Annotated in this window: 21 protein-coding genes and 4 tRNA genes; 20 read left to right on the top strand and 5 right to left on the bottom strand. The window is 45.1% G+C overall.

What is annotated here, in order from left to right; all coding sequences use genetic code 11:
* Window positions 1-138: 138 nt before the first annotated feature.
* The 14 genes from trxA (at window position 139) to wecG (ending at window position 16077) form a co-directional block, all read left to right on the top strand.
* Window positions 139-465: a thioredoxin TrxA gene (gene trxA, locus Xsze_RS03090; RefSeq protein ID WP_038242393.1), complete on the top strand. Its 327-nt coding sequence runs from the start codon at window positions 139-141 to the stop codon at window positions 463-465.
* Between the two features lie 924 nt (window positions 466-1389).
* Window positions 1390-2649: a transcription termination factor Rho gene (gene rho, locus Xsze_RS03080; RefSeq protein ID WP_038242237.1), complete on the top strand. Its 1260-nt coding sequence runs from the start codon at window positions 1390-1392 to the stop codon at window positions 2647-2649.
* A 411-nt stretch (window positions 2650-3060) separates the two neighbouring features.
* Complete coding sequence (gene wecA / locus Xsze_RS03075; RefSeq protein WP_408673083.1) at window positions 3061-4131, top strand: UDP-N-acetylglucosamine--undecaprenyl-phosphate N-acetylglucosaminephosphotransferase; 1071 nt, start codon at window positions 3061-3063, stop codon at window positions 4129-4131.
* Between the two features lie 34 nt (window positions 4132-4165).
* The gene (gene wzzE / locus Xsze_RS03070) at window positions 4166-5248 is read left to right on the top strand and encodes an ECA polysaccharide chain length modulation protein (protein ID WP_038242242.1); all 1083 of its coding nucleotides are present in this window, start codon (window positions 4166-4168) and stop codon (window positions 5246-5248) included.
* Window positions 5249-5394: 146 nt separating this feature from the next.
* Window positions 5395-6525: a non-hydrolyzing UDP-N-acetylglucosamine 2-epimerase gene (gene wecB / locus Xsze_RS03065; protein ID WP_038242245.1), complete on the top strand. Its 1131-nt coding sequence runs from the start codon at window positions 5395-5397 to the stop codon at window positions 6523-6525.
* Window positions 6522-7784, top strand: coding sequence for a UDP-N-acetyl-D-mannosamine dehydrogenase (wecC, locus tag Xsze_RS03060; protein ID WP_038242247.1), 1263 nt, complete (start codon window positions 6522-6524; stop codon window positions 7782-7784). The genes wecB and wecC overlap by 4 nt, the downstream gene beginning before the upstream one ends.
* Complete coding sequence (rffG, locus tag Xsze_RS03055) at window positions 7781-8851, top strand: dTDP-glucose 4,6-dehydratase (RefSeq protein ID WP_038242249.1); 1071 nt, start codon at window positions 7781-7783, stop codon at window positions 8849-8851. Before wecC ends, rffG begins: the two co-directional genes overlap by 4 nt.
* 18 nt (window positions 8852-8869) lie before the next feature.
* Window positions 8870-9751: a glucose-1-phosphate thymidylyltransferase RfbA gene (rfbA, locus tag Xsze_RS03050; protein ID WP_038242251.1), complete on the top strand. Its 882-nt coding sequence runs from the start codon at window positions 8870-8872 to the stop codon at window positions 9749-9751.
* Window positions 9729-10466: a dTDP-4-amino-4,6-dideoxy-D-galactose acyltransferase gene (gene rffC / locus Xsze_RS03045; protein ID WP_038242255.1), complete on the top strand. Its 738-nt coding sequence runs from the start codon at window positions 9729-9731 to the stop codon at window positions 10464-10466. Before rfbA ends, rffC begins: the two co-directional genes overlap by 23 nt.
* A 1-nt stretch (window position 10467) precedes the next feature.
* Window positions 10468-11598 (top strand): dTDP-4-amino-4,6-dideoxygalactose transaminase, encoded by a 1131-nt coding sequence (gene rffA, locus Xsze_RS03040; protein ID WP_038242257.1) that lies wholly within the window; start codon window positions 10468-10470, stop codon window positions 11596-11598.
* 1 nt (window position 11599) lies between these two features.
* Window positions 11600-12850 carry a lipid III flippase WzxE gene (gene wzxE, locus Xsze_RS03035; protein ID WP_038242258.1) on the top strand — a complete coding sequence of 417 codons (1251 nt, stop codon included), beginning with the start codon at window positions 11600-11602 and terminating at the stop codon, window positions 12848-12850.
* Window positions 12847-13929 (top strand): TDP-N-acetylfucosamine:lipid II N-acetylfucosaminyltransferase, encoded by a 1083-nt coding sequence (locus Xsze_RS03030; protein WP_038242260.1) that lies wholly within the window; start codon window positions 12847-12849, stop codon window positions 13927-13929. Before wzxE ends, Xsze_RS03030 begins: the two co-directional genes overlap by 4 nt.
* On the top strand, window positions 13926-15353 hold the full coding sequence (wzyE, locus tag Xsze_RS03025) for an ECA oligosaccharide polymerase (RefSeq protein WP_038242262.1): 1428 nt from the start codon (window positions 13926-13928) through the stop codon (window positions 15351-15353). Before Xsze_RS03030 ends, wzyE begins: the two co-directional genes overlap by 4 nt.
* A complete protein-coding gene (wecG, locus tag Xsze_RS03020) occupies window positions 15340-16077 on the top strand; it encodes a lipopolysaccharide N-acetylmannosaminouronosyltransferase (RefSeq protein ID WP_038242263.1) in 738 nt (245 codons plus the stop codon). Before wzyE ends, wecG begins: the two co-directional genes overlap by 14 nt.
* A gap of 87 nt (window positions 16078-16164) precedes the next feature.
* Here wecG and Xsze_RS03015 read toward each other — a convergent pair whose 3' ends face one another.
* The gene (locus Xsze_RS03015; protein ID WP_038242264.1) at window positions 16165-16386 is read right to left on the bottom strand and encodes a hypothetical protein; all 222 of its coding nucleotides are present in this window, start codon (window positions 16384-16386) and stop codon (window positions 16165-16167) included.
* Window positions 16387-16576: 190 nt separating this feature from the next.
* Here Xsze_RS03015 and thrP point away from each other — a divergent pair, with 190 nt between their 5' ends.
* The 5 genes from thrP to Xsze_RS02990 all read left to right on the top strand — a co-directional run bounded on the left by thrP (window position 16577) and on the right by Xsze_RS02990 (window position 18565).
* Window positions 16577-17953: a bifunctional threonine/serine APC transporter ThrP gene (gene thrP, locus Xsze_RS03010; protein ID WP_038242265.1), complete on the top strand. Its 1377-nt coding sequence runs from the start codon at window positions 16577-16579 to the stop codon at window positions 17951-17953.
* A gap of 159 nt (window positions 17954-18112) precedes the next feature.
* Window positions 18113-18189 (top strand) — tRNA-Arg (locus Xsze_RS03005).
* A gap of 94 nt (window positions 18190-18283) precedes the next feature.
* Window positions 18284-18359: transfer RNA gene (locus Xsze_RS03000), tRNA-His, on the top strand.
* A gap of 15 nt (window positions 18360-18374) precedes the next feature.
* Window positions 18375-18461, top strand: a tRNA-Leu gene (locus Xsze_RS02995).
* A gap of 27 nt (window positions 18462-18488) precedes the next feature.
* Window positions 18489-18565, top strand: a tRNA-Pro gene (locus Xsze_RS02990).
* 822 nt (window positions 18566-19387) lie between these two features.
* Here the strand turns inward: Xsze_RS02990 and hemY are convergent.
* The 4 genes from hemY to hemC are packed head-to-tail and all read right to left on the bottom strand — an operon-like array spanning window position 19388 to window position 23525.
* Window positions 19388-20593 (bottom strand): protoheme IX biogenesis protein HemY, encoded by a 1206-nt coding sequence (gene hemY / locus Xsze_RS02985; protein WP_038242267.1) that lies wholly within the window; start codon window positions 20591-20593, stop codon window positions 19388-19390.
* Between the two features lie 2 nt (window positions 20594-20595).
* Entirely contained in the window at window positions 20596-21825 is a 1230-nt protein-coding gene (gene hemX / locus Xsze_RS02980; RefSeq protein WP_071991849.1) for a uroporphyrinogen-III C-methyltransferase, read from the bottom strand.
* Window positions 21826-21846: 21 nt separating this feature from the next.
* On the bottom strand, window positions 21847-22587 hold the full coding sequence (hemD, locus tag Xsze_RS02975) for a uroporphyrinogen-III synthase (RefSeq protein ID WP_038242271.1): 741 nt from the start codon (window positions 22585-22587) through the stop codon (window positions 21847-21849).
* On the bottom strand, window positions 22584-23525 hold the full coding sequence (gene hemC, locus Xsze_RS02970; RefSeq protein ID WP_038242274.1) for a hydroxymethylbilane synthase: 942 nt from the start codon (window positions 23523-23525) through the stop codon (window positions 22584-22586). The genes hemD and hemC overlap by 4 nt, the downstream gene beginning before the upstream one ends.
* Window positions 23526-24167: 642 nt before the next feature.
* On the opposite strand from hemC, the gene Xsze_RS02965 reads away from it, so the two are divergent.
* Window positions 24168-26768, top strand: a complete 2601-nt coding sequence (locus tag Xsze_RS02965; protein WP_038242276.1) for a class I adenylate cyclase — start codon at window positions 24168-24170, stop codon at window positions 26766-26768.
* The last annotated feature ends 142 nt before the right edge of the window (window positions 26769-26910 follow it).

Raw genomic sequence — 26910 nt, 5'->3', positions numbered from 1 at the left:
CCGCTGAAATAAAGACACCCTTATGTCGATTAATGTACTACTTACGCAGTAAAAGATTTTATTTTGGAGCAAAAATTGATGAATGAAAAAATTGTAAACGATATCGATATCGATATTGATGTTGAGATCGATAAAGTTTTGAGTGCAGGTATCACTCATCTGACTGATGGTGATTTCACTGAAGACAAACTCAATTTAGGTGGTACCGTTCTCGTTGACTTTTGGGCGGAGTGGTGTGGTCCTTGCAAAATGATAGCGCCCATTTTGGATGAAATCGCTTCAGAATATGCAGGGACACTGACTGTCGCTAAACTGAACATCGATCATCACTCTGAAACAGCGCCAAAATTTGGTGTCCGTGGTATCCCAACCATGATTTTGTTTAAAGACGGTGAAAAGGTTGCTGTAAAAGTGGGTGCTTTGTCAAAAACTCAACTGAAAGAGTTTTTAGAGCCTCACCTTTAATTTAGAGTCAGGTCACAGTAATTACGGGCGTTTAGTGGATAGTGTGATTTCTCCGATTGACCGCTAGACGTCCGCTAAGAAGCATGATAAGTTAGCGGCCACATGTTTGTATGAAGCATTGCATGAATGAATTTTTTATTCGGTAATAATGGCTTACTGATTACTGATAGAGAAGTTTATTGACGTAAAGAGTTGACATTAAGCATGTTGCATACTAAATAATCTATAATGTCTGTTAAATCTGTTACTTCTGAATCATCTGATAGCATATCGCATTTGGTAATAAAGTCTCTGAGTCTATATACCAGACATTCAGTATGTAGCTTGGTACACTGATGGCGTTCTGATGCTGAATCTCTTAAAGTAGGGCGTTGTCATGCTGGTCAGGCATAGCGTTCGTTCAGACAGTGTCTGTCTGGTACTATTCTGAAGAAACTATGCTGTTGAAATTGTATGCGCTGTTATAGCGTCATTCTGTAACGTCATAATAGTGTTTGCATTCGTGATAGTAGATAGTTATAGATTGTTATAAATAGATAGATTGTTATAAATATAGATAGTTATAAACAGTGTTCACACCGAGATAATACTTACATTCATTAGCGAGATGGTACTTACATTGAATGGTATTTACACTTACATTGAATAGTACTTACCATTGAACAGTACTTACGCTGAGAGTGTTCTTGTAGATAATCCTATATTGAATTAGCCATGTTTTGTTATTATCTCAGTTGTGCTTTGACAGTTTGTCAGCCTTATTTTGAAATCAATCTGAGTACTTCAAACTAAAGCCTTATAATATAATTTAATATGTTAGAAGGTGTTATTCGTTTTTGGTACAAATAAACAGGCACCGATAACGCTGCCATACCATTCACGTTCATAGTTCGAGATATACCCCGAGTTAAAGAACCCACCATTATGAATCTTACCGAATTAAAGAATACGCCGGTATCTGAGTTGATTACTCTCGGCGAAAATATGGGGCTGGAAAACCTGGCTCGTCTGCGTAAGCAGGACATCATTTTTTCCATTCTCAAACAGCACGCGAAAAGCGGAGAAGATATTTTCGGAGATGGTGTGCTGGAGATATTACAGGATGGATTTGGTTTCCTCCGCTCCGCAGACAGCTCCTACCTTGCAGGCCCCGACGATATCTACGTTTCTCCTAGTCAAATCCGCCGTTTTAACCTCCGTACCGGTGATACCATTTCAGGGAAAATTCGCCCTCCCAAAGAAGGTGAACGCTACTTTGCCCTGCTGAAGGTTAACGAAGTTAACTTTGACAAGCCAGAAAACGCACGCAGTAAAATTTTGTTTGAAAACCTGACTCCACTTCATGCCAACAACCGTCTGCGCATGGAACGTGGTAATGGTTCTACTGAAGATTTGACTGCCCGTGTTCTGGATTTGGCAGCACCGATTGGTCGTGGTCAGCGTGGTTTGATCGTTGCTCCACCAAAAGCCGGTAAAACCATGTTGCTGCAAAATATTGCCGCTAACATTGCCCATAACTATCCGGATTGTGTCCTGATGGTTCTGCTGATTGATGAACGCCCGGAAGAAGTTACCGAAATGCAGCGTCTGGTAAAAGGTGAAGTAATTGCTTCAACTTTTGATGAACCTGCTTCTCGTCATGTTCAAGTGGCTGAAATGGTCATTGAAAAGGCGAAACGTCTGGTTGAGCACAAGAAAGACGTTATCATTCTGCTGGATTCCATTACCCGTCTGGCGCGTGCATATAACACCGTTGTTCCTGCGTCAGGTAAAGTATTGACTGGTGGTGTGGATGCGAATGCATTACATCGTCCAAAACGTTTCTTTGGTGCTGCTCGTAACGTTGAAGAAGGCGGTAGCCTGACGATCATCGCAACGGCACTGGTTGATACAGGTTCCAAAATGGATGAAGTCATTTACGAAGAATTTAAAGGCACAGGTAACATGGAACTGCACCTGTCCCGTAAGATTGCTGAAAAACGTGTCTTCCCGGCTATTGATTACAACCGTTCAGGTACACGTAAAGAAGAGCTGCTTACGACACAGGATGAGCTACAGAAAATGTGGATACTGCGTAAGATTATTCATCCGATGGGTGAAATCGATGCGATGGAATTCCTCATCAATAAATTGGCTATGACAAAAACAAACGAAGAATTCTTCGATTTCATGAAGCGTTCATAGTCTTGTGTTTGAACTATTACTTTGTAATAGGTAAAAATAGTGACTTCTTCAAAACGCCACATTTTTGTGGCGTTTTTTTATGGTTATCTTTAAACCACGGTATCGGACAGTGATGAACGAAAAAAACTGTGGAGTAATCGTTTTTAGATCTAAAATGGTACATTCTTTGCATTAGATTGAACTATTCAGCATGCGTTTTTAAGTGAACGTCGGGTGAGGGGTTGCTCAATAGTAATTGAACATGCACCACCAGTTACGTGATTCATTTGATTAATTTTTATAAATCAGGATGCCTTGTTTGTTCACAGGAAACTTATAAATTTTGATGTTGAGTGGGGCATCTATAATTAGCGAATGTAAATACCCCAATAATTATTTTTACAGAGAGTTGTTATTGTGAATATTCCCAGCATGATTGTCGAAATTTTTTGCGTATTTATGTTCTCATTCGCATTTTTGTTTGTATTTCGTACAGTAGCAAAAAAGATCGGTTTGGTTGATAAACCCAACTATCGTAAACACCACAGTGGGCTAATTCCTTTAGTTGGGGGAATATCTGTTTTTTTTGGGCTTTGTTTTGGTTTTATTATCACAAAAGAGTTTATACCACATAAGTGGTGGTATTTGGTTTGTGCGGGAGTATTAGTTTTTGTCGGTGCACTCGATGACCGCTTTGATATCAGCGTGAAGATCAGGGCAACGATCCAGGCATTAATCGGCACTTGCATGATGTATTTCGCAGACCTGAAGATCCAAAGTATAGGCGGTGCCTTTGGGCCATGGGACATGACGCTCGGGCCATTCAGCTACGTTGTGACTTTATTTGCTGTGTGGGCAGCGATTAATGCTTTCAACATGGTGGATGGCATTGACGGGCTGTTGGGGGGGCTATCTTGTGTTTCTTTCGGCGCATTGGGATTTTTGCTGTGCGCAAAAGGCGATATGGCACTGGCATTTTGGTGTTTTACGTTCATTGCGGGGATCTTGCCTTACATTGCCCTTAACCTTGGATTATTTGGAAAACGATTCAAAGTATTTATGGGCGATGCGGGAAGTACTCTCATCGGTTTTACTATCATCTGGTTGCTAATAGCAACAAGCCAAGGGGAAAGCCGGGCTATCCATCCGGTGACAGCATTATGGATCATTGCCATTCCATTGATGGATATGGTTGCGATTATGTACCGCCGGTTACGTAAAGGAATGAGTCCATTTTCTCCGGATCGTCAACATATTCATCATTTAGTGATGCGTGCCGGATTCACTTCCCGTCAGGCGTTTATTTTGATTACCTTAGCGGCAATGATACTGGCATCTATTGGGATCATGGGCGAATGGTTAGATTTTGTTCCTGAGTGGGTAATGTTGGCATTGTTTTTGCTTGCATTTGTATTGTATGGCTATTGTATCAAACGCGCGTGGCGAGTAGCCCGTTTCATCAAGCGACATAAACGTCGTATGCGTCGTGCAGTAAGCCATTAATCAAAATATTGGCTTATCAAAGAGGTTGTGTGCAGTGAACTCAGAAACGAAATCTAAACGGGATCAGCCTGCTATAGAGCATGAATTGGATATTCGGACATTATGCTATGCACTGTGGCGTGGAAAAATATGGATTATCGCACTGGCAATGACTTTCGCTGCTGTGGCTCTGGGAGTATCTTACCTGATGCCACAAAAATGGAGCACAATTGCCATTGTCGATTTGCCGATCACCAATAATTTGGGGAGCTATTATTCTCAACAGCAATTTTTGCGCAATCTTGATACCCGCATCAATGCTTCACCAGAAGCACAGCTGCCGACGATCCCGGACATGGCATATAAGGAATTCATGATACAGCTCTCGGCATATGATACCCGCCGTGAATTCTGGCTTCATTCTGATTACTACAAAAAACGCAGGGACGATAGCGTCAAAGCGGATGCCGAGTTGTTGGAAAAACTGATCAACAATATTCAGATTACACAAGGTATTGATAAGAAAGAATTAAATGACAGCATTAAATTAATTGCAGACACCGCAAGCGAAGCTAATCAATTGCTGCGCAAATATATTGAATTTGCTAATCAACGGGCAAGTACCCATCTGAATAATGAAATCAGAGGGGCATGGGCAACACGGACCCAATCACTGAAAGCGTTGGTCAAACGTCAGGAAAGCGTTGCCCGGGTAGTGTATAATCGCCAATTAAATGTCTTGCAGCAGTCATTGAAGGTGGCAGAAAAACAAGGTATTCATCGTAATCAAACCAACATTCCCATTGATGAACTGCCTGAATCCAAAATGTTTATGTTGGGCACGCCATTGTTGCAAGGCCAGATTGAAACACTGGAAGCAACAGGGCCTGATTACAGCATTGATTATGACCAAAACATAGCAATGCTCGCGACATTGGATTTTGGTCCGACTTTACAAAAGACTTTCCCGACTTACCGTTATCTCAGAACACCGGAAGAGCCTGTTAACCGAGACAGCCCTCGCCGCGCTTTCATGATGGTCATGTGGGGAGCGATTGGTATGCTGGTAGGTGCAGGAATTGCTTTAGTAAGGCGTTCACGTACTGTCAGTTCAGGTAACATCAGTTCAGGTAACTAATTCATTAAATTATTCAGAGAAAAGTAAATCCGGACTGTTTCCGGGAGTTTGTATGCGTATTGCCCGGAAGCAGGGATGGAAATAGCGATTAACAGCGTCCTTTTCGTGGAAAAATCAGTAATGATAGACAAAATAAGAGAGCCACTGTGAAAGTGTTGACTGTGTTTGGTACCCGACCGGAAGCCATAAAAATGGCACCATTGGTACACGCATTGGCTAAGGATACTGCCTTTGACGCAAAAGTGTGCGTGACTGCCCAACATAGAGAAATGTTGGATCAAGTATTGCACTTGTTTGGGATAACACCAGATTTTGACCTCAATATTATGCAAAAAGGGCAGGATTTGACCGACATTACCTGTCGTATCCTGCAAGGCATAAAACCTGTATTGGAAGAGTTCAAGCCGGATGTCGTGCTGGTGCATGGTGATACGACAACAACCATGGCAACCAGTTTAGCTGCGTTTTACCAACATATTCCGGTAGGTCATGTTGAAGCCGGGCTGAGAACCGGTGATCTATACTCTCCATGGCCGGAAGAAGCTAATCGTAAGATAGCCGGGCACTTGGCAATCTATCATTTTGCTCCAACAGAAAACTCACGAAACAATCTCTTAACAGAGTCTATTGCCGGAAACCGAATTTTTGTGACGGGCAATACGGTGATCGACGCTCTGTTGTCGGTACGTGATCGCATCATGAATGACGAAAACCTGTATGCACAGCTTACCGAGCTTTATTCTTTCATTGATCCGAATAAAAAAATGATTTTGGTGACAGGCCACCGCCGCGAAAGCTTTGGCAAAGGATTTGAGCGTATTTGTGAAGCGTTGGCGCAAATTGCCAGAACACATCCTGATGTTCAGGTTGTTTATCCTGTTCATTTGAATCCGAATGTCAGTGAGCCTGTTAAGCGTATTCTGCATGACATTGATAACGTCATTCTTATCAAGCCGCAAGATTACCTGCCATTTGTTTACCTGATGAATCATGCCTACCTGATTTTGACTGATTCAGGTGGCATTCAGGAAGAAGCGCCTTCCCTTGGAAAACCGGTTCTGGTTATGCGTAATACAACTGAACGACCTGAGGCCGTTGATGCGGGAACAGTACGTTTGGTTGGTACAGAAACCCAAACTATCGTGGCTGAAGTTACACGTTTATTGACGGATGAAATTGCCTATCAACAAATGAGTCATGCCCATAACCCTTACGGTGACGGGCAAGCTTGTCAGAGAATTCTTGAGGCATTGAAGAACAATCAGGTGATACTATGAGTTTTGAAACAATTTCTGTGATCGGTCTTGGTTATATTGGCCTACCTACTGCTGCGGCATTTGCTTCCCGTAAAAAAACAGTCATTGGCGTTGATGTCAATCAGCATGCCGTCGAAACGATTAACCGTGGTGAAATTCATATCGTTGAACCTGATTTGGATAAGGTCGTTAAAGTTGCCGTTGAAGGGGGTTACCTGAAAGCGGTGACGACCCCGCAGGTTGCAGATGCTTTCCTGATTGCAGTACCTACCCCTTTTAAAGGTGACCATGAGCCAGATATGGCTTATGTGTGCTCAGCCGCAGGCTCCATCGCGCCGGTTTTGAAAAAAGGCGACTTGATTATTCTGGAATCCACTTCACCTGTTGGCGCGACAGAACAGATGGCCGAATGGCTGGCGGCGGCACGCCCTGACCTTTCATTCCCACAGCAGGTTGGCGAAAATTCAGATATTGATATTGCCTACTGCCCTGAGCGTGTTTTACCGGGTCAGGTGATGGTGGAGCTGATTAAAAATGATCGCGTAGTGGGGGGCATGACAGCTAAATCATCCCACAGGGCAAGCGAACTCTACAAAATTTTCCTTGAAGGTGAATGTGTTATCACCAACGCTAAAACGGCGGAAATGTGCAAGCTGACTGAAAACAGTTTCCGTGATGTCAATATTGCTTTCGCCAACGAACTTTCCCTGATTTGCGCTGAACAGGGCATTAATGTATGGGAACTGATCAGTCTGGCGAATCGCCACCCGCGTGTAAATATCCTGCAACCCGGCCCGGGCGTCGGGGGGCACTGTATTGCCGTTGACCCGTGGTTCATTGTCTCTCAGAATCCGAAACAATCCCGTTTGATTCATACTGCGCGTCTGGTCAATGACGGTAAGCCACTTTGGGTTGTTGATCAGGTGAAAGCCGCAGTGGCAGATTGTCTGGCGGAAAGTGGCAAACGCGCAAATGAAGTTAAAATCGCCTGTTTTGGTCTGGCTTTTAAACCGAACATTGATGATTTGCGTGAAAGTCCGGCCGTGCACATCACGAAAATGGTGGCACAATGGCACGCGGGCCAAACAGTGGCGGTTGAACCCAATGTGCGTGAATTGCCTGATTCACTTCAGGATCTGGTAGAGCTGAGTGATACAGAACAAGCCCTGAGAGAAGCTGACATCCTATTAATGCTGGTGGATCACAGCCAGTTTAAAGCGATTCATGGCGATACCATCAAGCAGAAATGGGTTGTGGATACAAAAGGAGTCTGGCGATGAAACGCATTCTGATTACAGGCGGTGCGGGTTTTATTGGTTCTGCGGTGGTTCGACACATTATCGACCTGACGGAAGACAGCGTTGTTGTTGTTGATAGTTTGACTTACGCCGGTAATCTTGAGTCACTGGCTTTGGTTGCCGATCATCCTCGTTATGCGTTTGAGCAGGTGGATATTTGCCAGCGCGACGACCTGGACCGGGTATTCCGGCAGTATCAACCGGATGCTGTCATGCATCTGGCGGCAGAAAGTCATGTTGACCGCTCCATTGATGGCCCTGCGGCTTTTATCGAAACCAATATTATTGGTACCTACACTTTGCTGGAAGCGGCCCGCGCATACTGGCAACAGTTGGATCAGAAACAGCAGAACGCATTCCGTTTCCATCATATTTCCACCGATGAGGTTTACGGTGACTTGCATGATGACGGTGGTTTTTTCACTGAAACAACGCCTTATGCACCGAGTAGCCCCTATTCCGCATCAAAAGCATCCAGCGATCATTTGGTCAGGGCATGGCGCCGTACTTATGGCTTGCCGACCGTGATCACCAATTGCTCCAATAATTATGGGCCTTACCATTTTCCGGAAAAACTGATCCCATTGATGATCCTGAATGCGCTGTCAGGGAAGTCATTGCCGGTTTATGGCAAGGGAGAGCAAATCCGTGACTGGCTGTATGTGGAAGATCACGCACGTGCGTTGTATCTGGTGGTTACCAGGGCAGAAGCCGGTGAAACCTACAATATTGGCGGGCATAACGAACGTAGAAATATTGATGTTGTAGAAACGATTTGTGAATTACTGGAAGAGCTGTGCCCTGAAAAACCGGAAGGCATTTCATCTTACCGTGATTTGATCACTTATGTGGCCGATAGGCCGGGGCATGATATGCGTTATGCCATTGATGCCGCGAAAATTGAGCATGATCTGGGTTGGGTGCCACAAGAAACCTTCGAATCAGGCATTCGCAAAACGGTGCAATGGTATCTGGAAAATAAAAATTGGTGGCGCAGAGTTCAGGACGGTTCTTATGCAGGGGAACGTCTTGGATTGGGAAATGAGTAACCCCAACAAGGAGATCACATGAAAGGAATTATACTGGCTGGTGGCTCCGGCTCTCGTTTATATCCAATAACACGCGGCGTATCAAAACAGTTATTGCCCATTTATGACAAGCCGATGATTTACTATCCGCTGTCTGTTTTGATGTTATCCGGAATACGCGACATCCTGATTATCTCAACACCAGAAGATCTGCCGGCCTTTAAAAGATTGCTGGGAAATGGTGAACAGTTTGGCATCCGTTTGAACTATGCAGAACAGCCTTCTCCGGACGGTCTGGCGCAAGCGTTTTTGATTGGCGAAGAGTTCATTGGCAACGACGCTTGTTGTCTGGTTCTGGGGGACAATATCTTCTTTGGTCAGGCATTCAGCCCCAAACTGCAAAGTGTTGCGGCACGCGAAACGGGAGCGACGGTATTCGGTTATCAGGTTATGGATCCGGAACGATTTGGTGTCGTGGAATTTGACGATCACTATCGGGTACTTTCCATTGAAGAAAAACCGGTTCAGCCGAAATCCAATTGGGCTGTGACCGGGCTTTATTTTTACGATCGCAAGGTGGTGGATTTTGCAAAACAGGTAAAACCCTCCGGGCGTGGAGAACTGGAAATTACCAGCATTAACCAAATGTATCTGGAATGTGGTGAATTAAACGTCGAATTATTAGGGCGTGGCTTTGCATGGCTGGATACCGGCACTCATGACAGCTTGATAGAAGCCAGCACTTTTGTTCAAACTGTCGAAAAACGGCAAGGCTTTAAAATCGCCTGCCTTGAAGAGATTGCATGGCGCAATGGCTGGCTGAATGTAGAACAGTTACAAGAGGCCGCAGTGGGTTTGGCGAAAACGGGTTATGGAAAATATCTCATGGATTTGCTCAATGTCTATTCACGCAAATCTTGAACCGTTGGTTTGGGATAGCCAGTTTTTTGGTATATCCACGGCTCGCCTGCATGTATTACCGGAAACCTTATTGCCGGAAACAGAAGCGCTCACAACCGCCAGACTGGATGAGTTTGCATTGGTGCAGGCCAAGATCCCGACCCGGCAAACGGCCATCATTGATAGCTTATTTTCCTTGGGGTTTTCTTTGGCGGAAGGTGAGGCAGATTTACTTTTGCCACTTGATGCCGCCCTTTCTGGATCGAATGTGGCACATCATGCAGAGCCGGCGCTGATTGCGGCCAAATCACGAGATATACCTGCGTTAAAGGCGGCTGCGGCTAAGGCATTTACCGCCAGCCGTTTTCGTGCCCCGTGGTATCAGCCAGATGACAGCGGCCGATTCTATGCCGCTTGGGTAGAAAAAGCGGTATTGGGTACGTTTGATCACGAATGTTTACTGATTAATGATGAACTCGGCCAAATGGTTGGGTTTGTCACCCTGAGGGATATGGGCAGTGATGAAGCACGCATTGGTTTATTGGCTGCGTTACCAGGCACTCACCACAAAGGAATTGGAAACAAATTAATGTCGGCGGCGCAGCAGTGGTGTCGTTACCATCAGATACAACGTCTGAGAATAGCAACACAAATCAGTAACCTCGCTGCCTTGCGTCTTTATACTCGTCATGGTGCCATCATTGAGAGCACCTCATATTGGTTATATAGGGGATGAAATGATTCCATTTAACAAACCACCTGTCGTCGGCACTGAACTGGAATACATGAAACAGGCCATGGCCAGCGGTAAATTGTGTGGTGATGGTGAATTTACTAAACGTTGTGAATCGTGGATGGAACAGCACTTTGGCTGCCCGAAAGTGTTACTGACGCCATCTTGCACAGCGTCATTGGAAATGGCGGCTATTCTGCTGGATATTAAGCCGGGTGATGAAGTTATCATGCCCAGCTATACCTTTGTTTCCACTTCCAATGCGTTTGTTCTGCGTGGTGCTACCATCGTGTTTGTGGATATCCGCCCTGACACCATGAATATTGATGAAAACCAGATTGAAGCGGCCATTACAGAGAAAACCCGTGCCATCGTACCGGTACATTATGCGGGTGTTGCCTGTGAAATGGATACCATCATGGCACTGGCGGAAAAATATAACCTGTATGTCGTAGAAGATGCTGCACAGGGCGTTATGTCGACTTATAAAGGCCGGGCTTTGGGCACGATTGGGCATATTGGTTGTTTCAGCTTCCATGAAACCAAAAACTACTCCTCGGGCGGGGAAGGCGGGGCGACATTAATCAACGATGAATCCATGATTGCCCGTGCTGAAATTATTCGCGAAAAAGGAACTAACCGCGGTCAATTCTTTCGTGGGCAAGTGGATAAATATACTTGGCGTGATATCGGCTCCAGTTATCTGATGTCTGACCTGCAAGCCGCCTATTTGTGGGGGCAACTGGAAATGGCGGAAACAATCAACCAGCGTCGTCTGGCATTGTGGGATAACTATTATCAGGCGTTGAAGCCCTTGGCAGATGCCGGGCACCTGATCCTGCCAACCGTTCCGGAAGGATTGGCACATAATGCCCATATGTTCTATATCAAGCTCAATGATATGCAAGAGCGCGGTGAATTCAGTCGTTACATGAAAGAAAACGACATATTGAGTGTTTTCCACTACGTTTCATTGCATACCAGTCCGGCCGGTGAGAAATGTGGTTATTTTCACGGAGAAGATCGCTTTACAACCCGTGAAAGTGAACGGCTGGTCCGTTTACCGATGTTCTACAACATTACGGATGAAGAACAGCAAACCGTCATTGCCCGTATCAAGGAATTTTTCGCCTGATATGTCACTTGCCAAAGCTTCTGTTTGGACAGCTGGCTCCACGCTGATCAAAATCGGCATGGGTTTGCTGGTTATTAAACTTCTTGCTGTCTCTTTCGGCCCAGCGGGTGTTGGGCAGGCAGGTAATTTCCGACAACTTATCACCGTACTGGGCGTATTGTCCGGTGCGGGGATTTTTAATGGAGTGACCAAATACGTAGCGGAACACCATCAACAACCAGAAAAGCTCAGGGCAGTGTTGGGCACGTCGTCCTCAATCATTCTGGGGTTTTCAACCGTGTTGGCAGTGGTTTTCCTGTTGTTCAGTGATGCCATCAGTCTTGGGTTATTTGGGCATAACCGTTACAAAACTGTTGTGCAGGCCCTCGCATTTATACAAATGGGTATCGCTTACGCGAACTATTTTCTGGCGATCCTGAAAGGATTCAGAGATGCTCAGGGAAACGCGCTGGCGGTTATCTTGGGCAGCTTAACAGGCGTTATCGCTTACACTCTCTGTTATTGGGTAGGGGGTTATGAAGGTGCGTTGGCAGGATTGGCTCTGGTGCCTGCATTGGTTGTTTTTCCTGCCGGGCTGATGATTATGCGTCGCAAGGCCATTACACTTCCGGCCTTGAAGCCAATGTGGGATCGTGCGATTGCCAGCCATTTGGGCAAATTTACGCTGATGGCGTTGCTGACCTCCATGACGTTGCCCGTTGCTTATATCATGATGCGGAATTTACTGGCAGAGCGGTATAGCTGGGAAGAGGTTGGGATTTGGCAAGGGGTCAGCAGTATCTCGGATGCTTACTTACAATTCATCACGGCTTCTTTCACTGTTTATTTGCTGCCGACACTGTCCCGTCTGGATAATAAGCAAGAAATTGCCAGTGAGATTGTGAAAGCATTGAAATTTGTTTTACCCGCGGTGGCTGTTGCCAGTTTTTCAGTTTGGTTGTTGCGGGACGTTGCCATCTGGTTGCTGTTTTCGGACAAATTTATCGCCATGAGGGAGCTGTTTGCGTGGCAACTGGTGGGAGATGTGCTAAAAGTTGGCGCTTATGTCTTTGGTTATCTGGTGATAGCGAAAGCAGCACTGCGTTTTTATATATTGACTGAAATCAGCCAATTCCTTTTGCTGACCCTATTTTCTCATTGGTTGATACCGGAAAATGGGGCATTGGGAGCGGCCCAGTCTTATATGGCAACATATATTGTTTATTTCATTCTTTGTTGTAGCGTATTTATTATTTACCGCAGGCGAGTATGACAACCCTCATTCACGTTTTGGGATCGGATATCCCACATCATAATCAAACGCTGCTGCGTTTTTTTAATGACGTTTTGGCGCAGGAGATGAGCTTCCCTGCTAAACCGTGTTTTATGGTGGTATCCAAAGACCACTCATGGCTATCGAATTATTCTGGCCTGACCATCTCAGCTTATGACAGCAAGGCGGCCTTATCACGGGCGGTGATAGAAAAGGCACAGGCTGATAAAACAACGCGTTTCTTTTTCCATGGGCAGTTTAATGCAGCCTTGTGGCTGGCGCTTTTCATGGGAAAAATCAAGTCGCACCAATTTTGGTGGCATGCGTGGGGGGCTGATTTATATGAAGATTCTCGTCGGCTGAAATTCCGGTTGTTCTATCAGTTACGCCGTTTGGCTCAGAAGAAAGTAGGGCATATTTTTGCCACTCGTGGTGATCTCCAGTATTTTCACCAGTCCAAATCTCATGTGCCGTCATCATTGCTTTACTTCCCGACGCGCATGAATTCTGAATTGATCGTAACAGAAAAAGCGTTTTCCTCAGAAGGCATCACCATTTTACTGGGGAATTCAGGTGATCAGTCCAACCGTCATGGTGAAGCCTTGCACAAAATTCACCGGCAGTTCGGCAATGAAGCCCGGGTCATTATACCAATGGGGTATCCTGATAATAATCAAGCCTATATCCGGAGCGTGGAACAAATTGCACTGTCACTGTTTCCGGCAAAAAACGTCTCTGTTTTGAAAGAAAAAATAGACTTCGATGAATATCTGTCATTGTTGCGTCAATGTGATTTAGGTTATTTCATTTTTACTCGTCAGCAGGGTATTGGCACGCTCTGTTTACTGATTCAGTTGGGAATCCCGTTTGTTTTGAGTCGCCAAAATCCATTCTGGCACGATTTAACAGAACAGAACATTCCTGTTCTGTTTGATGGTGATGAATTGAACAAGAACTGGGTGCAGGTGGTTCAGCATCAGATATTGTCCCTCGATAAAAAAGCCATTGCTTTTTTTGATCCCAATTTCATTGAGGGCTGGAAAATCGCCCTATTGGCAGCATCCGGAGAAAAGCAATGACTTTGGCGCAATTCGGTGGATTATTTGTTGTTTACGTGCTTTCTCTGAGCTTTATCCTGGTCTTGACATACTTGGAATTCCGGCGTGTTCGCTTTAATTTTAATGTCTTTTTCTCATTGCTGTATCTGCTGACATTCTATTTCGGCTTCCCCCTGACTTGCATGCTTGTGTTCCAGTTTGGGGTGCAGGTTGTGCCAGTGGATTCATTGCTGAATGCCATGTTGGCATCGGGTTGTTTCTATGCCATTTATTATGTTGCTTATAAAACCCGGCTCAGCGCCAAAACTCGCCGCGGCAATGGTACGGAATCGGAAATGTCATCTGTGTCTTCATCGCGAAGGCCTCTATTCAACATGAATCGGGTAGAAACTAATCTGACATGGCTTCTGTTGGCTGGTATTGCCATCACGACAGTGGGGGCTTTCTTTCTCCAGAATGGTTTCTTGCTGTTTAAATTGCAGTCCTATAGTCAGATATTCTCCAGTCAGGTTTCTGGCGTGGCGCTTAAGCGTTTTTTCTATTTCTTCATTCCGGCCATGCTGGTGGTGTTTTTCCTGAAGCCAACTAAAATCCGTTGGTTGTGCTTTCTGGCAGGAACCGTCGGGTTTGGCATTCTGACTTATGTGATAGTGGGCGGAACACGGGCAAATATCATCATCGCGTTTGCATTGTTCCTCTTTATCGGCATTGTCCGTGGTTGGATCACTTTGTGGATGTTATTCACCGCTGGGATCATGGGGATTGTCGGTATGTTCTGGCTGGCATTGAAACGCTATAGTCTGGACGTCAGTGGGGCAGAGGCATTTTATACATTCCTTTACCTGACAAGAGATACTTTCTCGCCGTGGGAAAATCTGGCGCTGTTGCTGGATAACTACGGCAAAATAGATTTTCAGGGATTGGCGCCCATTATCCGTGATTTTTACGTTTTCATTCCCAGTTGGGTATGGCCGGATCGGCCCAATTTGGTCTGGAACACCGCTAATTACTTTACATGGGATGTATTGAATAATCACTCAGGCCTTGCTATTTCCCCTACGTTGATTGGTTCACTGGTGGTGATGGGAGGGGTACTTTTTATCCCTCTGGGTGCCATGGCGGTTGGCTTAATTATTAAATGGTTCGATTGGATCTATGATGCGGGAAAACAGGAAAGCAATCGTTATAAGGCAGCAATTTTACAGGCTTTCTGCTTTGGGGCCATATTTAACATGATAGTTCTGGCTCGTGAAGGGGTGGACTCTTTCGTTTCCCGTGTTGTGTTCTTTTGTCTTGTTTTTGGGCTGTGTTTGGTTGCAGCGAAACTATTGTATTGGTTGTTTGACAGTGTAGGGCTGATACGTAAGTTCACTGCCAGTAATTTAGCTTTATCACAAAAAACATCTGTTGCTCTGGATGTAAGGAAGAAAAATGGCGCTGAATAATATTCCCAGATACGGCATTCGTGGCCTCAATATTTGGGGATTTCGCGGTATGTCGCATTTTCTTGATCACCTTTTTCAAGATGGGAAAGTGAAGGCGGGTACATTGGTTGCAATTAATGCAGAAAAAATTCTCACGGCAGAAAAAGACAATGCATTGAGTATGTTGCTGGATGAGGCTGAGTATCTGTACGCAGATGGTATCAGCATTGTACGCGCCATTCGTCGTAAATATCCGGGTGCAGATGTCGCTCGCATTGCGGGTGCCGATTTATGGGAAGCCTTGATGGAGCGTGCGGGACGTGAAGGTACGCCCGTTTTCTTGATCGGTGGAAAGCCTGAGGTTCTGGCTGAGACAGAAAACAAATTATGTACCCAGTGGAACGTGAATATTGTGGGTAGTCAGGACGGTTATTTTACACCAGAAACCCGCGATACCGTATTTGAGCGGATTCGTGCCAGTGGAGCAAAGATTATCACTGTCGCTATGGGTTCCCCGAAACAGGAAATTTTCATGCGTGATTGCCGCAAAGTACACCCAGAGGGATTGTATATGGGGGTTGGTGGCACATACGATGTCTTTACCGGGCGTGTTAAACGTGCTCCAAAGGTTTGGCAAAATTTGGGGTTGGAATGGTTGTATCGCCTGTTATCCCAACCAAGCCGTATCCGTAGGCAAATCAAGTTATTAAGGTTTCTTGGTTATTATTATGGTGGCAAACTCTGACCCGCCATTTTGCTTTCAGCAAATTTGAATGCCAAAAATACAAAAGCAGGGCATAACAAAAGCAGGGTATAGCAGAAATGCCCTGCATCACGTAATCCAGCGGATCGATACCCCGTGCCCAGTGGGTTTCAGGCTGCCGCCAATGGAGCTGTAACTTGAACGGCGACAGGTATTCACTTCCGTTTTACCTCGCTTTGATCCCGGCTTTTTCACCTCTGTGTTTGTGGAAAGCCAACTGCGTTTGCAGAAAACCAACTGTGCGTGTGGCAACAGTGTGAAAACCCCGTCTGTTGATTGTATAGAAATCATCCATTATTAATGCTGTTTTCCCCCTCTTTTATGTGAAATAAAACTGGCATTGGCTTAATTTTGTAATTTTTTATTTCACTGTTCGGCAAAACGTGCTTTGATCCCAGCCTTTTTTACAATGATTGATTATCAATTCCTGTATTTTTTCTGTTTGCAAATATAAACATCATAAAAGTGGATAGGGAGTTTTATGAGTGATTCAAAACAGAGCCTGCAAAGAGGACTTGAGGCACGTCATATTGAGCTGATTGCGCTAGGTGGCACTATCGGCGTAGGGCTGTTCATGGGTTCAGCCAGTACCTTGAAATGGGCCGGCCCGTCTGTTTTGCTGGCTTACATTATTGCTGGGCTTTTTGTCTTTTTCATCATGCGTTCAATGGGCGAAATGCTGTTTATTGAACCTGTTACCGGCTCATTTGCGGCGTTCGGGCATAAATATCTCAGTCCATATTGGGGATGCCTGACAGCATGGGGATATTGGTTTATGTGGGTTTCGGTGGGGATTTCAGAAATCACCGCCATCGGTGAATATGCCAAATTTTGGTTCCCGGAACTGCCCCAGTGGATACCTGCATTAGTCGCAGTAGGATTGGTTGCCTTGGCAAACCTGGCGGCGGTAAGGTTGTATGGTGAATTGGAGTTTTGGTTTGCCATGATCAAAGTCACGACGATTATCGTGATGATTCTGATTGGCGTCGGTTTGATTTTCTTCGGTTTGGGCAATGGTTGGCAGCCTATTGGCCTGGATAACCTGACGTCACATGGTGGTTTCTTTTCCGGGGGCTGGAAAGGCTTTTTGTTTGCCCTCTGTATTGTTGTGGCATCCTATCAGGGGGTTGAACTGGTGGGGATTACTGCCGGTGAAGCGAAAAACCCACAAATTACCCTCAAGAAAGCGATCAACAATATCTTGTGGCGTATCCTGATTTTCTATGTCGGTGCTATTTTTATTGTTGTGACGTTGTTCCCGTGGACTGAAATTGAGTCACACGGCAGTCCGTTTGTCATGACCTTTGCCAAAGTCGGTATCGTCTCTGCGGCGGCAGTCATTAACTTTGTCGTTCTGACGGCAGCGCTTTCTGGCTGTAACAGTGGAATGTACTGCGGCGGCAGGATGTTGTACGCGCTGGCACAGAACCGCCAACTTCCGGCTTCACTGCTTAATTTGTCGAAAAACGGTGTACCGGTGAAATGTATCGCGATCACCATCGGTTGTTTGATTGCAGGCTCTAGCCTGAATTACCTGCTTCCGGACCCTAAGGCTGTATTTGTTTACGTTTACAGTGCCAGCGTATTGCCGGGTATGGTACCGTGGTTTGTCATTCTGGTGAGTCAGCTGCGTTTCCGTAAGCATCACGAGGAAGCACTGAAACAGCATTGCTTTAAATCGATCCTGTTTCCTTATATCAATTACCTGACCTTGATTTTCCTCTGCTGTGTGTTGGTTGGAATGGCCATTAACCCGGATACACGTTTTTCACTTATCGTGGGTGGGATATTTTTGTTGGTTGTGTCATTCCTCTATTTAGTGAAATACATCATTCAGCAGCGGAAAGAATTAACATAGCCCTGACCGTTTTTTTGATCTGAAAACGCCATCGTGGTGTAAATGTGCTGTCTTTATCACCTAAATGAACAAAGCGTAATCAAACGCATCATTTCTTTTAAAAAAGCACTGGACAGTTGGAGATTAAATCCGTACTATCCTCCACCGCAACGGCGTTAAGCGCCCGTAGCTCAGCTGGATAGAGCGCTGCTCTCCGGAGGCAGAGGTCTCAGGTTCGAATCCTGTCGGGCGCGCCATTAAAGCGTGCAGGAGCAGTGACAATGAGTTATCGTGGTAAACGCGATTCGTTGTAAGTAGTAAGACAGTATCTGAAAAAAGATAGTTGTTATGGTGGCTATAGCTCAGTTGGTAGAGCCCTGGATTGTGATTCCAGTCGTCGCGAGTTCGAGTCTCGTTAGCCACCCCATCTTTTTTATGACATGCGAGGGTGGCGGAATTGGTAGACGCGCTAGCTTCAGGTGTTAGTGTCCTTACGGACGTGGGGGTTCAAGTCCCCCCTTTCGCACCATAGAAAAGAGAGCTAAAAAATATATTTCGGCGAGTAGCGCAGCTTGGTAGCGCAACTGGTTTGGGACCAGTGGGTCGGAGGTTCGAATCCTCTCTCGCCGACCATGTTCCTGAAAAAGCCCCGCAACAGCGGGGCTTTTTCTTTTTCTTTTTCTTTTTTTTCTCTCCAATTTCCTTTAGTTACTTTATCTTTTCCTTAAACATAATATTAAACCCCATGATTTTTACCATTTTGTTAATTTTATGTTTTAAAAGTGGTTTTTTGTTGATGTTGTATTTTAACGACAATCTCATTATTGAGTGTCTCAAATGTGAGACACATAATATTTTGATTTTAATGAAAAATATATAAATAACTTTGAAGGCGTCTCTAATGAGAGACGGTGTTTTAGAAATTATCTGTTGAAAAAATGGATCTTGGTTACAGAAAGTTGATTAAGGTGGGAGTTAACGAGATTTACTTTGATTAAAAAACTTGGCACGGAAAATGCTTAATCTACCCTGTAGATACTCATCCTACTCCTTATGACAGCATCGACTTCATAAACCTCGGGATGATGTAGAGCTAATTTCCAGTGCCTATGGTCCACGTTATAGATGAGTCAGCGTATTTGCTTTTCATCACAAACAGGACACAACGTTGAGTGAGGCACTATCCGTCTGTAGACCTGATTGGATTTATACACCTATCTTTTGATAGGTGTTTTTTTTTGCCTGTTGATCTTGTACTTATTGGGTAAGTTCTCGTCGGGTACGTTTTTGGTACGTCGCAAAGCTTCGTTTTCAGGAAGAGGTGATGAAAGGGATAAACAGTATGGATACCCGGTTAACGATCTTATTTTATCCCAAATGATTCATATTACCGTTAACCGGGAAAATTAGCAGGCTTTACCAAAAACGCCGTAAAACCCAGTGGTTCAGAGGATGTCAGCTTTCGATATCACTGTCGCGTTTCAACGTCAGCATAAAACCTTTGCTGCGGGCTTGGGCGGCTTCTTCGTGCTTCTGCAATCTATCGAAGGCATCAGCAAGCCATGCATAGTCATGGGCGTCAGGACGTTGTGCAAGCGCTGCTTTGAATGCGGTTTCGGCACTTGCCCACTCTCCGTGACGCAAAGCGACTTGCCCTATCGTGCTGTTGAGCAAGGGGGTGGCGCCATGTTGCTTTGACAAGTGAGCCAGTGTTTTTTGCACGGCTTCGGCTTTGCTTGTTTTAAGATGCGGAATTAATAACAGAAGGCGTTCGTCATACTGTTGCTTTAATCCATTCAGAATGATTTGTTGCGCAGTATCATGATCATTGCATTCAATTGAATGTTCGGCCATGGCGACTTGCAGTACGATATCATGGCGCACTTTGCGGCTTTGATCTTTCCACCAGATTTTCAGGCCATTACTGCCTTTTTCTGCCATCACCTGATTCATTAACCCGGCATAGGCTTGCTGACGCAGTTTAATAATTTCGTCTTCATTGTGCAGATCGATCTTCATTATTGAAGGCAAAATATCAATCAGTGATTGATAAGCACCCGAAAGAGTATAGGCCTGTTCAGCCAACCGTAATACTTCAGGATGGCGTGGGGCATAATTCAGCAATTTATCCACGCCATTGCGTGCAGCGTGGATCTCTCCCTGGGCCAGTTGGATACGTACGCGGGTAATATCAACCGGGAGTTGATCTTTATCAGCAACTTCTGCGGCACGTTCAATATATTGATTGGTCCTGAAATAATCCCCGCGTTGCTGGGCAGCTTCAGCCGCCATCAGGTAGTTCACGACAGGGTGCTCAGCATGGTCAATATTGCGGGTCATTAAATGCTCAACCTGCTTGAAATCCCCTTCCGCAAGTTTAAGCAGGGCTTGTTTGGTCTGTGAACGAGCCTGACTGCGTTTGTATCCGCCAAATATCCAGCTGTGGGTAAATGTGCTGGTGCGTTTTAGCCGACGATAACACCAACCGATAAAAATCAGCAGGAATTGCAGCAACAGGAACATGATCGCCAGCCCTGTGATGCTGGTTTCGATATCTTTGGCATCCGTTCGGATCAACACATATCCTTGGTGTCCGGATAACATAGGGCCGAGTACGACACCTATAATGAGGATAGTGAACAGTAGTAATACTTTTAGCATGCTCAGCTCTCTTCAACGTGAGTTTCTGCCTGACCGGATAGCGGCTCAGACGGTGGTTGGTGTTTTGGCTCAGATTGCGTTTCAGATTCGGTTTGGCGCTTCGGCTCAGGTTCAGATTGAGCCTCTGCATGATTTTTTGGGGTTGCCGGCTCGGAACCGGGTAAATTATAGATGCGTTTACGCACCAGCTCGGACAGAATTTGTTGGCTTTCCAGTTGTTCAGGCAGCGTGATAGAAAGTGATCGCGCTTCCAATGAGTCAACACTGCTTAAGAAGCTTTCGGTATCTGGCACTGAGTTATCAAAATAGGCTCTGACCCACTCTCCGACAGATTCCAGTGATTTCTTGTAAATTTCTTCTTGCTGGCGGGGAACTGCCTGTACAGCAATCAGCAGCTTAGAACGAATATTTTCACGCAGATAAATATCCTGATTAGGGGCCAGCAGTGCAGCTTTATTGTTATCACGGGGTGTAATGGTAATAAAGTTGTCCATAAAACTTTTCAGGCTATTGCGCAGGTTTTTATTCCAATCTGAGAGCGAAGCCGTAATTTCCCGGTTATTTTTCTCCATGGGGGCGCCTTGTTCAACTCTATCAATAAGCGGTAAGTTATCCACTTGGTTTGAGAGTTGATTCAGCGCCAGAATAATACCTTCCAAATCAGTTTGTTGGATTTTAGTCAGCGTATTTATATCGTCTCTGATCGCTTTGCGGGCGTGAATAAGGCTGGGATCGCCCATTTCTGCGATATTCCGGTCAGCATCTTCCAGTAAGGCGATGGCGGTGGTGACATCCTGCTCACTCCATATTTTGTAGCCTGCCATTTTAACCAGAGAACTTGCCTGCGCCAGTCGCCAGTTTTCGATATCAGAATTTGAAAGTGATGAAACTCGTGTTTGTAGTTTGCCTACACGCTCATCTAACTGATGGTTTTGAGATTCAATCTGTTCTTTCAAGGATGTTTCTAATGTTTGGATCTTGGCGTCAAGATTTTGTTTATCGGTAGACTGCTGTTCCATCAGTGAGGCAATTTGCTGTTGAAGAGTGTTATTTTCAGCGATTAATGCCGCATTTTGCTGTTTACCATGATAATAAATGTAAAAGCCACCTATCCCAATCGCCAGAGAAATAGCGATTGAGAGAGTATTGCCCACCCAGCCACAACTTTTGGACTTCTGGGGAGCAGTTGGTTTAGTCTCAACCGCGTCGGTGGATTGATTTTGTTCCGTCATAATGAACATCCCATAATTGGTTTATTCCAGCGCCTGCATTAAGGCGTCATTATCTGCACTCTTGGCTATTTTTATTGCCAGCCAGCCTAGAGATCGAGCAATATCGGCAAGGCGCCCGCTAACGACAATCAGGCGGCAGCCCAGTAGCCATGCTTTTCCATCACTGTCAGTTACTAAGTTATATAACAGTTGCAGCATTTCGCCACTTGTTACCACGAGGGTTTTTATACCACATTGCTGCCAGTGGCGGCTGAAATCTGCTGCAAGATATTTAACGGGTTGTCGTGAGTAACATTCACAGTAATCAACTTTTCCTCCCCGATTTCTCAGTGTAGAGGCTATCACTTCACGTCCGCCATTTCCCCGAAGCAGCAGGATATTTTTATTGTCCATATGCATCAGGGTGGGAAGTTGCAATAACGCTTCACTGGTTTCACCTTTTTCTGACCAAAGGATGTTCCGGCCAGTCTGGTGGTAAAACCTCAGGGAAGTCGATTTGCCTATACCATAATAAGACAAATTATCAGGCCATGATCGGCCTTCCCGGATAAGTTGTTCATTGGCATAGTCAACGGCATTCTTTGACAACAGAAAAACCAGATCACCCGCAGACAGCCATTGCAGCTTTTTTGACAGCAATGGCAAATCAGCCCCTGGGAATATTTCGATGAGTGGCGAGCTGAAAGCTGTTTTTCCCACAGCCTGCAATTGCTTGACCAATTCGTCTCCGGCAGGGGAGGGGCGGGTGATCAGAATGCTCATTCGGGTAGATTCCTCTGGTAAACACTGGCCAGAATTTGGTGTGCGCCTTTTTCCAGCAATTCTTCAGCTAATGCCACGCCTGCCTGACTGGCTTCTTCCGGTGCTACCACTCTTTCACCACGTACAATGACTTTGCCATCAGGGGCGCCAACCAATGCCCGTAGCCAGATACTATCACCCTGCCAGATGGCATAACTGCCAATCGGAACCTGACAGCCCCCTTCCAGACGCGTATTCATCGCTCGTTCAGCAAGAACGCAGATCTCTGTTCTTGCATGGTTTAATGGCGCCAATAGTTCACGCGTCTGCAGGTCATCAAGCCGGCATTCAATGCCCACAGCGCCTTGCCCAACAGCTGGCAACAGCAGTTCAGGTGCCAAAGGCATACGAATCCGTTCTTCCAGCCCCAATCTTTTCAGCCCTGCCGTTGCCAGAATAATGGCATCATAATTGCCATTATCAAGCTTGCTCAGGCGGGTACCGACATTACCGCGCAAGTCATTAATGACAAGATCAGGGCGTAACTGGCGGAGCTGGCACTGACGGCGTAAACTGGATGTTCCTACAATCGCGCCGGCGGGCAGCTCATCGAGCGAGGCGTATTTTACTGAAACAAAGGCATCGCGTGGATCATCCCGTTCACAGATTGTGACTAAACCCAAACCATCGGGAAATGCGACGGGAACATCTTTCATGGAATGGACAGCAATATCAGCTCGTTTCTCAAGCAGTGCCAATTCCAGCTCTTTCACAAACAGCCCCTTGCCGCCCACCTTTGCCAACGGTGTATCAAGGATAATATCCCCACGGGTGACCATTGGGACGAGTTCTACGCTAAGTCCCGGGTGGAAGCTCTCCAATTGCTTTTTAACGTAGTGCGCTTGCCACATAGCCAGCGGGCTTTGGCGGGTTGCGATGTGAATGTTTTTCATTGTCATGGATGATTCGATTGAACATAGCGGCTTTTCGCCACCAGTTAGCTACCAAATAGTGAGAAAATAGTGCCAGTTTTAACATTTCAATGATGTTTTTTCCAGTTGCTCAGGCGTTGGTCAGGCATGGATAGTCTGTAATTTTGTACGTAGATACTAATGCAAAAATAATTTTAAAAATTAAAATAATATTTTATTAAAATAAATGAAATAAACAAACAGTTTGATTTAAAAGAAAAATAATAATTTGAATTTAGTTCGAAAGAAAAAGCAGGGACTATATTTAACAATTTAAAAATATTATTAGCTGAAAATTTATAGCAGGCTAGTGATTGAATATCTTTTAGAGTCTTAAATATCTTACAGACTAATATGAAGAATAATTGACTATAATATCTATTTAAACATGTCTATTTTGTGTTGATTTCGTGATTAACTTAATATTTTACAACAAGTTAATTGTACTTTGACTATTGCAGAAGAAATGAAAAGATGATAATGCGTACTTTACGCTTCGACTGCAAGGTGTTAAATTGATCACGTTTCCGACAATAAACTTGTAAAAATAATTCAAAAACATTCTGTAATACCCATTGTTATCGGAAACAGGGGCTACTGTGGGCACTGGACTGATATCAGGCGAAACCTTTGTATCTTTATATTGAAACGCTGAAACAGCGACTGGATGCAATTAATCAACTTAGGCTAGAACGTGCCACTGACTCAATGAGTGCCGCGTTTAAACAAGTTTATAGTTTAATCCCAGTATTATTACATTATCATCATACAATGATGCCAGGTTATCTCGACGGCGATGTTCCTCATGGCGTCTGTTTTTTTACGCCGGATGAAACTCAGCGAGTTTGGATTGATGATCCGGAAAACCAACTGTCTGATGTTTTACCACATATGTCCAATGGTGAATTGCCGATCACGGGAATTTATTCAATGGGCAGCACTTCCTCCATAGGACAAAGTTGTTCCTCTGACATTGATATTTGGGTTTGCCATCAATCCTGGCTGGATAACGGTGAAAAAGCGTTATTAGAGCAAAAATGTGCGTTGATAGAACAGTGGGCTGCCTCGCTGGGCATTGAAGCCACTTTTTTTCTGATTGATGAAAATCGTTTTCGTCACAATGCGTGCGGGCGCCTGAACGGTGAAGACTGCGGCTCAACCCAGCATATCCTTTTGCTGGATGAATTTTACCGCACGGCGGTCTGTATGGCCGGTAAACGTCTGCTGTGGACGACGGTGCCTGTAGAAGAAGAAGCCCATTATGATGAATATGTTCTCTCCCTTTATGCCCAAGGGGTCCTGACGCCAAATGAATGGTTGGATCTCGGGGGGTTGGGGGAACTGTCCGCAGAAGAATATTTTGGCGCCAGCCTCTGGCAATTATACAAGAGCGTGGACTCCCCTTATAAAGCGGTTTTGAAAAGCTTGTTGTTGGAAGCTTATTCATGGGAATACCCGAACGGAAAACTGCTGTCACTGGAGATGAAACAACATTTCCATGACGGTGAGATTGTTTCTTTTGGTCTTGATGCCTATAGCATGATGCTGGAGCGTGTGACCCGTTATCTGATTGCCACGAACGACCTTACCCGCCTTGATTTAGCCCGCCGTTGCTTTTACCTGAAGGTCTGCGAAAAAGTGCAGGAAAGCCGGCATGACAAAGGTTGTACAGGATGGCGTCGTCAGGTTATTTCCCAGCTGGTGCATGAATGGGACTGGGACGATGAGAAATTGGCCATGTTGGATAATCGCAGTTCATGGAAAATTGAGCAGGTACGTGATGCCCACAATGAACTACTCGATACCATGATGCAAAGCTATCGCAATCTTATCCGTTTTGCCCGCCGCAACAATTTAAGTGTGAGCGCAAGCCCGCAGGATATCGGTGTATTGACCCGTAAATTGTATGCGGCTTTTGAAGCATTGCCCGGTAAAGTCACCTTGGTGAATCCCCAAATATCACCGGATCTGTCAGAGCAGGATCTGACGTTCATTTATGTGCCTGCCGGGCGAGTGAACCGCAGCGGGTGGTATCTGTATAATCGTGCTCCAACGATAGAGTCGATTATCGGGCACCAGCCGTTGGAATATAACCGTTACCTCAATAAATTAGTTTCCTGGACTTACTTCAATGGCCTGTTGACCAAAGAAACCCGGATTCACATTCGTTCCGGGGACTCACTGTGTGACAGACGCAAGCTTTGCCATTTGGTCGATGATATCGCAACACATTTTCCGATCCGTTTACCGGCACCAACACCAAAAGCACTGTACAGTCCTTGTGAAATACGTCATTTAGCCATCATCGTTAATCTGGAAAAAGATCCAACCGCTGAACTCTGCGAGAAAGTTGTACATTTTGATTTTAGGAATTTGAATGTATTCAGTTTTGGCGAGTCGCAACAATGTTTGGTGGGAAGCATTGATTTGCTTTACCGCAATTCATGGAATGAAGTGAGAACGCTGCATTTCAGTGGTGAGCAATCCGTACTGGAAGCGTTGAAGACTATATTGGGTAAAATGCACAGGGATGCCGCCCCACCGTCCGGTGTTGAAGTCTTCTGTTACAGCGAGCATTTGAGCGGGCTTATTTGTACTCGTATCCGGCAGTTAGTTTCAGAATGCATAGAATTACGTCTCTCCAGCAATCGCCAAGATCTCAATCGTTTTAAAGCAGTGCGTATCTCGGGTCAAACCTGGGGGTTATTCTTTGAACGATTAAACGTGTCAGTGCAAAAACTGGAAAATGCAGTGGAATTTTATGGCGCGATATCCAATACCAAATTACATGGCTTACCGGTCAAGATTGATACCAAAGAGAAGCATTTGCCGCCAGTGATAGATGGATTTGCCTGTGAGGGCATTATTCAGTTTTTTTTCGAAAACATTGAAAACGAGCAAGGTTTTAATATTTATATTCTTGATGAATCCAATCGGGTTGAAATTTATTCACACTGCGAAGGAAGTAAAGAAGAATTGGTCCGGGATGTTAGCCGCTTTTATTCGTCATCACATGACCGCTTTACTTATGGCTCTAGTTTTATCAATTTCAATTTGCCGCAGTTTTATCAAATCGTTAAGAAAAGCGAACGAACGCACGTCGCTCCGTTTGTGGAAGGTGCATTCCCGATGGGAGATATGGAAGCCAACGATATCAGGCGCTCCGCCGATGAATGTCTTGAAGAGGCATGTGGGGCAGGCGAGTCTTACCGTTCACTTTACCACTATTGATCATGCCGTATTGATCATGCTTATGGATCATGTTTGATTGATCCGCCGGTCGCATAGATGGCTATGCGACCGGCGGATTGAGGATTGATTTTAGCCTTTGTGCGGCTAAGGTTGAAATCCATCAAGTCCTTTTAAAGGGAAA

Source organism: Xenorhabdus szentirmaii DSM 16338, assembly GCF_002632585.1.
Taxonomy (GTDB): Bacteria; Pseudomonadota; Gammaproteobacteria; order Enterobacterales; family Enterobacteriaceae; genus Xenorhabdus; species Xenorhabdus szentirmaii.
The sequence above is the reverse complement of the archived record's forward strand: the minus strand, read 5'-3'. Positions and strand labels throughout refer to the sequence as shown.